Genomic DNA, 8,995 nt, shown 5'->3' with positions numbered 1-8,995 from the left:
ATTACATCGAAGAAAGCTCCCATCACAAAGTGATCGGGGGTTTTTTTGTCTAGGGATGAGAACCCAGGATAGGGTTCGTCGGAGCATAAGTGGCGTTAGGCATACTTCGCAGTCTCGACCGAAGGGAGAGTACCCATTTTCTCTTTCGTTGAACTTAAATGGGGGAGAGCTCAATGAAACAGATTATTGCCATGGGTGGCGGCGGTTTCTCGATGGAACCGGATAATCTCTTGCTTGATCGCTATGTTCTGGCACAAGTATCGAGAGAGATGCCTGAAGTGTGTTTTGTTCCGACGGCAAGCGGGGATGCGGATGGTTATGTTGAACGTTTCTATCATGCTTTCCGGACACTGCCGTGCACTCCCAGCCATCTGTTACTGTTTCAGGCGAACTTTGCCGATCTTCGGTCTTTTGTACTCAAGAAGGATATCATCTATGTTGGCGGGGGCAATACCCGGAATATGCTCGTCTTGTGGAAGGAATGGGGCTTGGATCAGATACTCAAAGAGGCTTATGAACAGGGTGTCATCTTAACCGGGTTAAGCGCTGGTTCCATTTGTTGGTTTGAGCAAGGGGTGACGGACCCGTTGAACGGGCCTTTGTACAAGCTTGAGGGTTTGGGTCTATTACAAGGCAGTCATTGCCCGCATTATGATGGTGAGAGCAAAAGAAGACCTGCCTATCATAAACTCGTGCTTCAAGGTGAAGCACAAGCGGGATATGCTGCTGATGATGGGGTTGCATTGCATTTTATGGATGGACGGTTGCATAGAATCGTAAGCTCAAGGAAAAATGCACATGCATACCTTGTGGAGCGCGAAGGAAATAGCGTTCAAGAAGCGAAGTTAACGCCGGACTTTTTAGGCTGATTTATCGGCCGAAAAAGCTCCAAAAATAAATATTAAAATTTACGAAAAAAAAGCTTGCCAGCATTTTTGAAATTATGCTATACTCAATCTTGTCGTCACGGCGACGTGGTTAAAGTGGCCCGTTGGTCAAGGGGTTAAGACACCTCCCTTTCACGGAGGTAACAGGGGTTCGAATCCCCTACGGGTCACCACTTTCTATATTACTTCGGGGATGAGAACCCCGTCGGTTCGTCGGAGCATAACCTTCGTTAGGATAGGCTTCGCAGTCTCGAACGAAGAGAGAGTATCCCCTACGGGTCACCACTTTCTTATATGGCAGCAGCATGATTGTCATCGAGAGCCATTAGCTCAGTTGGTAGAGCACCTGACTTTTAATCAGGGTGTCGAAGGTTCGAGCCCTTCATGGCTCACCATTTTTATGAAGTAACGAAATGATGTACCCCTTATATTATGCGGTAGTGGTGGAATGGCAGACACGCTATCTTGAGGGGGTAGTGGGTGTATACCCGTGGAGGTTCGAGTCCTCTCTACCGCATACGAACATTAAGAAAAAGCTCCGCACTTTGTGCGGGGCTTTTTTTGCGTTCAAGATATCAGAAAGTATAAACTTCGAAGGATGGCCTACCTGATATCGCAAGAAAAACAACATCTAAACGCGGTCTGTCTTCTTAAGAATGTACGTCGATAGACGTTTTTCTTACACCAAGGTTTACATAGGATTCATCACGGTTTTCATCGATTTTCAGTGCGCGTTTATGCAAAACTGGTGTTTCATCTCTGGTCAGGAGTTTAATATCATAACGTGGACGAGCAACAACTTCAAATTACCTATAAGGAGTGATTCAGAATGGCTAATAACAACAATGGAAAGATGAGCCGTGAAGAAGCAGGACGTTTAGGTGGAGAAGCAACAGCGAACAACCATGACAAAGAGTTCTACCAAGAAATCGGACGGAAGGGCGGCGAAGCAACTTCCCGGTCCCATGACAAAGAGTTTTATCAGGATATCGGTAAAAAGGGTGGAGAATCCACGTCAAACTCCCATGATAAAGAATTTTATCAAGAAATCGGCCAGAAGGGCGGGGAAGCGACTTCCGATTCCCATGGCAGGGAATTCTATGAGGATATCGGACGCAAAGGCGGCGAGGCTACCTCGGATTCCCACGGACGTGAGTTCTATCAAGAGATTGGGCAGCAGGGCGGCGAAGCCAGAAGCGGCAACGGCAGCAGCGGGGACGGCAAGATGAGCCGTGAAGAAGCGGGCCGCAAAGGCGGCGAGGCGAGAGCAAGGCAGCGCCAGCGGGGGAACTAATGACAATCCGGCGGATTTGAGAAGAAGTTCCCCTTGGAGGGGACTGAAATTCTCGCATGCGAAAGATCCGCCTCATATAATACCATTTGAAAGCAGCAGCTACGACTCCCTGACAGGGAGCGCGTGGCTGCTTTCTTTTTGCCTTATATCGTCATGCAGCAAGGTGGAAAAGAGAAGATCGTGCTGGACTTTTGGGACAGTGTGTGATAATTATATGATAATGATAACCATTCTCATTTAAGGTTGGGGTCTGTACATATGGTAAACGTATCGACGAATAGTAGTAGCAAAAAAGCTCCGCGTGAATACAGCGGGCTCATGGCCCGTTTATGGAATATGGATATTGTTCATGGGCAAGAGCTCTCCTTGGAGCAGCAGCTGGCAGTTCAGCCAGCCCTGATCATCCCGCTTAGCGGAGAAACCTGTTTACAACAGGCAGAGCAAATGACCCGTATGAATAAGGGATGTGTTTATTTTTGTGCAGCGGGGTCTACTTTTGGAATCAAGAGTGCCGATCTCAAGAATTCCGAGGAATACGAGCAGGCTTCGGTCGCGATCCTTCATTTTATTTTTATGGAAGGGATATCAGGCTGCGGTCGATTGCATGAGGTGGACGGCGCCGCTTTCATGCCCTATGACGGCATCTTTGTCATCAGCTCTCCGGACCGCTTGAATCTCGTCTGCCGGTCGATGTATAAGGATTTTCACAGCAAGGAGCCCATGAAGCAGTGGAGGGTTCAGCTGGATTTTCAAGAGCTGCTGTATACGATGATTGCCGAATGCAGCCCTTACTCCAAGAATGATAAGCGGCAAGCGCTGGAGCGGGTGAAGGAGTATATCGAGGAGCATTATGATGAAGATTTAACGATTGAACAATTGGCGAACCTTTCCGAGCTGAGTCCTAAATATTTTGTAGAAGTATATAAGAAGACGTATGGGCACAGCGCAATGGATTATTTGGCGCATGTTCGTTTGAACAAGGCGAAGCAGCTGATGCTGGGCTCGGATTCTTTGCTGCGTGAAGTGGCGCATATGGTGGGGTATAAGGATGAATTTTATTTTAGCCGAAAGTTCAAGAAGTCATTCGGGATCTCTCCCTCGGTGTATATGAAGACAAGGAAAAATAAACTGGCGATGTATGGCTCCACAGCCCTTCTGGGTTATGCCATGCCGCTGGATTTCACGCCGTATGCTGCTCCGCTTCATCCGAAGTGGTCACAGCATTACTATAACCTTCTTGGGCCGGATATCCCTGTCCATCTGGATGCATACCGCCAGAATCATAACAAATATGCCAATCTGGAGAAGCTGGCCTCGGCACGTCCGGAGCTCATCGTCTGTGCACAGGGGGTGGAGGATTGGGAGAAGGAGCAGCTTCGGCTGATTGCACCTCTCTACGAAATGCCGGAAGAACAGGAAGGGTGGCAGCTTAATCTGTTGGGACTCGCTAAATTGCTGAACAAGCGGCCCGAAGCAGAGCGATGGATTGAAACGTTCCATCATAAAATATCAACTTACCGTGAGAAGCTCCCCGCTGACATGATGGATGAACGCACGCTTTTGACCGCACGCCTGCATCAGGATGAACTTATGGCTTACAGCCATCCGGGCATGAAGGAACTATTATTTGATTATTTCAATTTTCAACCGGCTATGCCTATGGATCGGGAGGATGCAGGATGTTTAACGATTAAGCAGATCAAGGAGAGCCGCGCAGACCATATTCTGCTCTTGATCCGTCAGGATTCCGAAACGCTGGCGAATTGGAGAAAACTGCAGGCAACGCCGGAGTGGATGACCATTCCCGCAGTGCGAGAGGGAACGTTCCATCAATTATCCTCTTACCCTTGGCGCGAATACTCTCCCATTGCGATGGAGCAGATGGCGGAGGAGGCCTTCCGTTTGTTTTCCGGAAATTGTCCATGAGGAATCCGGTTATTTGTCCATGGTGCTTAGAGAGCAAATCCTATACTATGATCAATAATGATAATCATTATCAGTTGTTTTGATCATAGATCATGGAAGGGGTATTTGGAGAGAGATGAAACGAATGAAATGGGTCTTGGGGTTATTGCTGGTATTTGCGTTGGTACTGTCCGCTTGCGGTGGAGGTAACGACGCTAAAGATACAGACGGAGCAAGCACGAATAATGCAGCAGAAAGCACGAACACTGCCGGGGAGGATAACGCCGCGAAAGAAGAAGCGCCCCCCGCTGCGTCCGATACTAAAGTTGTGAAATACCTCGATCAGGAATATACGCTTCCGGCCAAAACGGAGCGCATCGTCATCACGGGTGCCGTTGAAGCCATGGAGGATGCCATCGTGTTGGAAGTGAATCCGGTTGGAGCCATCACCTTCTCGGGTAAATTTCCGCCGATGTTTGAGTCGATCACGAAGGATGCCCAGTCGGTTGGTGAGAAAATGGAGCCGAATTTCGAAACGATCCTGTCTTTGAAGCCGGATGTGATTTTGGCATCGTCCAAAGCTAAGCCTGAAGTCATTGAACAGTTGAACAAAATTGCTCCCACGATTCCGTACTCCCATATCTCGACCAACTGGGAGAGCAACCTCAAATTGCTCGGCGAGTTAAGCGGCAAACAGGAACAAGCGGAACAGGAAATCGCGAAATATAAAGAGGACTTGGAGAACGTCAAAGCGACGATTGGAGATAGCCTGAAGGACAAGAAAGTTCTGGCGCTTCGGATTCGTGCAGGCGAGATGTACATCTACCCGGCAGGGGTGTTCTTTAATCCGGTGTTGTATGAGGACTTGGGGATTGCAGTACCGGCTGAAGTAGCGGCAGCCAAAGCGCAGGAACTGATCTCGAAAGAGAAAATCGCGGAGATGAATCCGGATTATGTATTCGTACAGTTCTCGCCTGATGAGAACAAGGATACGCCGAATGCACTGGAAGAGCTGCAGAATGATCCGATCATGAAAAACTTGAATGCATTTAAGAACGGCACCGCTTTTGTCAACGTGGTGGACCCACTCGCTCAAGGTGGAACCGCGTACAGCAAAATCGAGTTTCTGAAAGCTGCAGTCGAAAGTCTGACAAAGTAACATCCAACATTTCAGTATAAACCTATAAGGCGTGTTGTTCATGGGGTTCAAAAAATCACTGCCGGCTGTCATCCTTGTGATGGCCCCGGCAGTCTGTTTATTACTCATAGCGGCCTCCATCCTGTATGGAGCCAAAAATATTACGATGGATACCGTTTGGGATTCCATCTTTGCTTTTGATTCGGAGAGCATCGATCATCAGATCATTGTGAGCTCCCGATTGCCGAGAGTCGTTGGCGCCATGCTCATCGGCGCTTTTCTCGCGGTATCAGGCGCATTAATGCAAGGAATGACAAGGAACTATTTGGCGTCCCCATCCATCATGGGGGTATCCGACGGTTCGGTGTTCGCGGTGACGCTGTTCATGGTATTTATCCCGAACGCCAGCTCCAATATGTACATCGTCAGTTCGTTGATCGGCTCAGCCATCGGAGCAGCCGTCGTGTTCGGCTTGGCATGGCTTATTCCTGGCGGACTCAGTCCGGTTCGACTGGCAATACTCGGAACCGTGATCGGAACGTTTCTTAGCGGTACCGCGGAGGCATTGGCGGCGTATTTTCAAGTATCGCAAAATATCAGCTTCTGGTACAATGCCCGACTGCACGCAATGGACCCGGAACTGATCAAACTGAGCATTCCGTTTGCCATCGTCGGTTTAAGCCTTGCCGTTGTATTATCCAAATCGATCACGCTGCTGTCGCTCGGGGACGAGACGGCCAAGGGACTCGGTGTGAATACATGGCTGATCAAAGCCCTTGCGATGCTGGCTGTTGTCATTCTGACCGGCGTATCTGTGGCGCTGGCGGGTAAGGTTGCCTTTGTAGGCTTGATTATTCCTCATATTGCCCGTTTCCTGTCCGGCTCGGATTATCGATGGATCGTACCGGTGTCGGGCGTGCTTGGCGGCATGTTTCTTGCATTATGCGATATTCTCGCACGCTTTGTAAATTACCCGTTTGAGACGCCGGTGGGTGTTATTACTTCGTTGATCGGGGTTCCTTTCTTCCTCTATTTGATCAAGACGAGGGGAGGGGCTCAGCGTGCGTAACACCTATTATCGATTCCCGATTGTTCTGACTGGAGGAATCTTGGTTGTATTGACTGCCGTATATTTCAGTCTGACCAACGGGACGTTTGATATGTCCATCAAGGAAGTATTTCAGACACTGCTTCGGATGAGTCCCAATTCCGATTTTGAACTCGTTGTGTTTGAATTCAGGTTGCCGCGTATCGTGCTTGGCGCTCTCGTCGGGTTTGCGCTGGGGATGGCCGGTGCAGTTATCCAGGGGGTTACCCGCAATGGATTGGCTGATCCGGGTATCCTCGGCATCAATGCAGGTGCAGGCATGGCGGTTGTGTTCTTTATGTTCCTGCTGCAAGGGCAGATCACGATGACAGGCTGTCTCGGCGTTATGATGATGCCGATGTTCGGTATCGCTGGCGGCTTGGCGGCGACTACGGCCATATTTATGTTCGCCAGAGAAAACGGAAAGCTGGATCCGCAGCGGCTCATTCTTGTGGGGATTGCCATTGCCTCGGGCTTCGGTGCTATTACGATGTTCCTCTCGCTGAAAATGAATCCATCGGATTATGAGATGGCCGTAGCTTGGCTGGCCGGCAGCCTTCACAGCGCCAACTGGAAGTTCGTGGTCACCATGCTTCCTTGGCTCATTTTGCTGCCGCCTGTCATTTGGCTCCGCTCTCAAGTGCTCGACTTGTTCCAGCTGAGTGAGGAAAGCGTGAAGAGTGTCGGGGTGTCCGTCGAGCGCGAGAAAAATGCATTGCTTCTATGCAGCATCGGTTTGGTCAGCGCGAGCGTTGCCGTATCCGGCAGCATTGGGTTTGTCGGTCTGATCGCTCCGCATCTGGCGAGGCAGCTGGTTGGACTGCGGCACAGGCATATCATCCCGATCAGCGGTATAGCAGGTATGGCGATTGTGGTCATAGGCGATTTCATCGGCAGAACGATATTCGCTCCGGCCGAGCTGGCTGCAGGCATTGTGGTGTCCGTGATCGGGGTTCCGTATTTTATCTATCTATTAATTCGCATGAGAAAATAAAAGCAGCTTTCGGGAGGATCACATGAATCGTTATCAACAGCTGGTGGTTGAGGACAGGGAACTCATACTGTATTTACCTCCTTCTTATCATGAGTCGGACCGTTCCTATCCTGTTGCCTATGTGCAGGATCAAGGAGATATGTTTACGGACTGCCTAAACTATCTGAATCATTTGTTTGCAGCAGGCCGGCTCGTCGAGGTCATCCTGGTCGGGATTACGCCCACAAACCGGAATTGTGAGTATACGCCTTGGCCAGCCGAGCCGCTGCTGGAGGGCAATCCGCCTTTCGGCGGGGAGGGCAGAGCTTATGTCGATGAGGTTGCGGATGTCATCAAGGCATACATAGACAGACATTACCGTACACTCGCAGCACCCGAGCATACAGCCATCATGGGCGGTTCCTTTGGCGGTTTGATCTCGATGTTCGCAGGGTATTGGCGGGCCGAGACCTTCGGACGGATCGGGATGCTGTCGGCTTCGTTATGGTATGAGGGGGCTATGGATTACATCAGGGAGCAGGGGGAATTGCTTACCGGGCTGAGGGTGTATATGTCCGTTGGACAGTTGGAAGGTGCGTATAAGGAAAATGCGCAGAAACAGATGTTTTCGAATAACGTCGAGGCCCATCGGTTCTGGATCAAACAAGGGGTGAGCCCCGAGCGGCTCCAGCTGGCGGTAGATCCTGATGGAACCCATGATCCTATCTTTATGGCCCGAAGATTTCCGGATGCGCTGCGGTGGTTGTTTGTCAAGGAAGCGTATGACCAAGAGTCGGAAATAACGCAAGCTCAGCATGAGGGTAGGGATAATCACCAAAAGCGCGAAGCGGACCACGAGCACGATAACCACAATAACCGGGATAACCACAATAACCACAATAACCGGGATAACCGCGAAAAGGCTCCCTTGTTTCGCATACCGGGAACGGTGACATGGTCCATGCAATCCGACGTCACAGGCCGTGAATACCGTATTTTCATTGCCGAACCGATGGGGCCGCCACCCGAAGGGGGGTATCCTGTGTTATATTCGCTGGATGCCAATGCGACCTTCGGATCGCTTGCGGAGGCAATCCGGCTGCAATCCAGGACGCCTCGGGGCATTCCTTCGGCGCTTATTGTCGGGATCGGCTTTGACAGTGACAGTCCCATCGTGAGCAGTGAGCGTTTTTATAACTTTACTGAATATGCCGAAGACCATGAACTGCCGGTTCGTCCTAACGGATTGGATTGGCCGGAAACGGGCGGCGTCGAAGCATTCCTTACGTTCATCGAGCAGCAGCTGAAGCCGGCCGTGGAGCGGCAATACGAGGTGAACCGTTCAAAGCAGGCGCTGTTCGGGCACTCGCTCGGTGGTTTTTTTACCTTGTATACCTTATTCACCAGACCGGAGGCCTTTTCGCGGTATATTGCGGCCTGTCCCTCGGTGTGGTGGAAGAACTACGTGCTGTACAAACGATGGGAAGAGGGAAAAACCCGTTTACAGCAGAGTGGACAACGCAAACAGCTGCGTCTGTACGTGGGAGCCGAGGAGAAGCCGTCCATGGTTCAAGACGCCAGGGAACTCTATGCATTCCTCAAAGGGCACGATGAGATGCTGGAGACTACGTTTCATGAAATTGAGGGAGAAGGCCATGTCTCGGTACTGCCTGTTCTGATAAGCCCTCTGCTTCGTTTTGTGAACGCGTAA

The 8,995-nt window shown here is 50.3% G+C and carries 7 protein-coding genes and 3 tRNA genes; all 10 read left to right on the top strand.

What is annotated here, in order from left to right:
* The first annotated feature begins 173 nt into the window (after positions 1 to 173).
* Entirely contained in the window at positions 174 to 869 is a 696-nt protein-coding gene (locus PLA01S_RS29415) for a Type 1 glutamine amidotransferase-like domain-containing protein (protein ID WP_127595733.1), read from the top strand.
* 116 nt (positions 870 to 985) lie between these two features.
* Positions 986 to 1,060, top strand: a tRNA-Glu gene (locus PLA01S_RS29410).
* Positions 1,061 to 1,206: 146 nt separating this feature from the next.
* Positions 1,207 to 1,282, top strand: a tRNA-Lys gene (locus PLA01S_RS29405).
* Between the two features lie 39 nt (positions 1,283 to 1,321).
* Positions 1,322 to 1,404, top strand: a tRNA-Leu gene (locus PLA01S_RS29400).
* Between the two features lie 312 nt (positions 1,405 to 1,716).
* Positions 1,717 to 2,181: a KGG domain-containing protein gene (locus PLA01S_RS29395; protein ID WP_127595730.1), complete on the top strand. Its 465-nt coding sequence runs from the start codon at positions 1,717 to 1,719 to the stop codon at positions 2,179 to 2,181.
* Positions 2,182 to 2,439: 258 nt separating this feature from the next.
* The gene (locus tag PLA01S_RS29390) at positions 2,440 to 4,107 is read left to right on the top strand and encodes an AraC family transcriptional regulator (RefSeq protein ID WP_127595727.1); all 1,668 of its coding nucleotides are present in this window, start codon (positions 2,440 to 2,442) and stop codon (positions 4,105 to 4,107) included.
* Positions 4,108 to 4,222: 115 nt separating this feature from the next.
* The gene (locus PLA01S_RS29385) at positions 4,223 to 5,245 is read left to right on the top strand and encodes an ABC transporter substrate-binding protein (RefSeq protein WP_127595724.1); all 1,023 of its coding nucleotides are present in this window, start codon (positions 4,223 to 4,225) and stop codon (positions 5,243 to 5,245) included.
* 40 nt (positions 5,246 to 5,285) lie between these two features.
* A complete protein-coding gene (locus tag PLA01S_RS29380; RefSeq protein ID WP_127595721.1) occupies positions 5,286 to 6,293 on the top strand; it encodes a FecCD family ABC transporter permease in 1,008 nt (335 codons plus the stop codon).
* Positions 6,286 to 7,305 (top strand): FecCD family ABC transporter permease, encoded by a 1,020-nt coding sequence (locus PLA01S_RS29375; protein WP_127595718.1) that lies wholly within the window; start codon positions 6,286 to 6,288, stop codon positions 7,303 to 7,305. Before PLA01S_RS29380 ends, PLA01S_RS29375 begins: the two co-directional genes overlap by 8 nt.
* A gap of 22 nt (positions 7,306 to 7,327) precedes the next feature.
* Positions 7,328 to 8,995 carry an alpha/beta hydrolase gene (locus PLA01S_RS29370; protein WP_127595715.1) on the top strand — a complete coding sequence of 556 codons (1,668 nt, stop codon included), beginning with the start codon at positions 7,328 to 7,330 and terminating at the stop codon, positions 8,993 to 8,995.

The sequence above is a fragment of the Paenibacillus lautus NBRC 15380 genome (assembly GCF_004000945.1).
Lineage (GTDB): Bacteria > Bacillota > Bacilli > Paenibacillales > Paenibacillaceae > Paenibacillus_AQ > Paenibacillus_AQ lautus.
Note: the sequence above shows the minus strand (reverse complement) of the source record. Positions and strands in the feature narration are given on the sequence as shown.